We start from the raw sequence: 1,675 nt of genomic DNA, 5'->3' as shown, positions 1-1,675 counted from the left end.
CTGTTACGGGAATCAACGGCTCCAGTAGCCCCCATTGCTCGTCGGTAAGCTCTTCTCTTCGTGACATGATGAAAAACCATACGAATCCGAAAAAAGCATCGACTACCTATTTATGGAATGAGTTCTAGGTAAAAATTACGACAGCCTGACTCTACTAATACATCACCGAGTTCGTTCCCGCGTTTGAAGCAAAAGGCAATCTTTTCATCCACGAGTTCAAAAAAGAGAAAGATATTTTCCAACGGATTGATAAATTCTTTAATCGCTGGCCATCCATTTTCAAGGCTTAGAATTCTAAGATCGGCAGTTCATCCCACAGCTCGCCATTTCGCAAGCGTTTCTTCCTCACTCAAAATAACTACGGCGGCGGGCATTTTTTCGGCTTCCGCCTTCACAAGGTTGAAATCCATGACCACCTTAGAAACCTGTTTCGTTCTTCGATCGACCTGTCGGCATACTATCCAGAACAATGTGCCCAACAGGGTTATTTTCTCGGAAATCTACCATCCAATATGGCGCGTCCAAACCTCTACTAGGAGCATTCGCAAGATCCATATCACCTCAGATCCTCTTGCAAAGCGATACTTGACTCTATGTTCACAAGGGCTAGCAAATGGAGAGTCGCTATGTTGAATTCTTCAGTCAAGCGAGCAGTCAATTATTTCTAACTCACTCCATAAAGGGGCTCGGCCAATCTTAAACATATACGTACCGAAATCTACAAATGGGACAGCCCCTATTTCCGAATAAGACAACCATGTTGCATCGCATTCTTGGCAGACGTATAAAATTTTGTCTGTGCTTTTTAGGTTAACTTTCGCAATATCGCCTTGTTGGCATCTTGGACATAACATCTTGGCTCCTTATTAGTGTACGGCGTACGCAGTAATAATCTGATTTGTTCCGGGTCTCACAATAATTTTTAGGTTTCGTTCACCTGCGGTGCCGATAACACGCCCCATGGGAACGATATATGCACCTGGGTCATTTGCAAGCGGCTTACCTTTTGTACTCCATGCCTCGTCAACCAAACCTAGTATTTCTTTCCTTTCGACATTAAAAACACTATGTGTTGTTTTGCTCGGATTCGGTACTGCATGATCAAGAATATGCTTTATCCGATTTCTATGTACTGAGCCTAGACCATAATCTAGACCTGCCGGTGTGGTCCAAGTATGAGACTTTTTATCGAAAGTTAACTGAGTTGATCCACATTTGCATGTGGCTAGGCCAAGCGGATCAATCCACGCCGTAGGATTGGGTGCGTACTGATAGAGGTTATTCCCACCCTGCAGGCCAATCGGATCCTGGCTGACGAAGCGGCCGCTATCCGGATCGTAGTACCGAAAGCGGTTGTAATGCAAACCGGTTTCACTGTCGTAGTACTGCCCCTGGAAGCGCAGCGGCATGACATCGGTGAAGGCGCTGGGTTCTGCCGCCGTATCCTGGTCATCCGCTACCTGTACTGCTGGCATCGCTGCAATGGCCAGGTTGCCCCATGCCTTGTGCACGCCGGCCCAGACGATCTCGCCTGACCCGCTGGTCAGCTCGCGCGGCGTGCCCAGATGATCGGTATGGATGTACCGGACATTCTGTGACTTCTGTGCTTGTGCAGCGTGCGGCGCACTGGTTGCTGTGGTGCTGTCCACCTGTGCGATCGGCACAAACGCATCCG

At 47.9% G+C, this 1,675-nt stretch carries 1 protein-coding gene; it reads right to left on the bottom strand.

All coding sequences use genetic code 11. The features are described from left to right. Positions 1–866: 866 nt before the first annotated feature. Positions 867–1,675, bottom strand: an 809-nt coding sequence (locus tag ACFQUU_RS29215) for an RHS repeat-associated core domain-containing protein (RefSeq protein ID WP_382252136.1), incomplete at its 5' end; no start/stop codon positions are given.

It is taken from the genome of Herbaspirillum sp. GCM10030257 (assembly GCF_042666555.1).
Lineage (GTDB): Bacteria > Pseudomonadota > Gammaproteobacteria > Burkholderiales > Burkholderiaceae_D > Noviherbaspirillum.
This window is presented reverse-complemented; position numbering and strand designations above follow the sequence as displayed.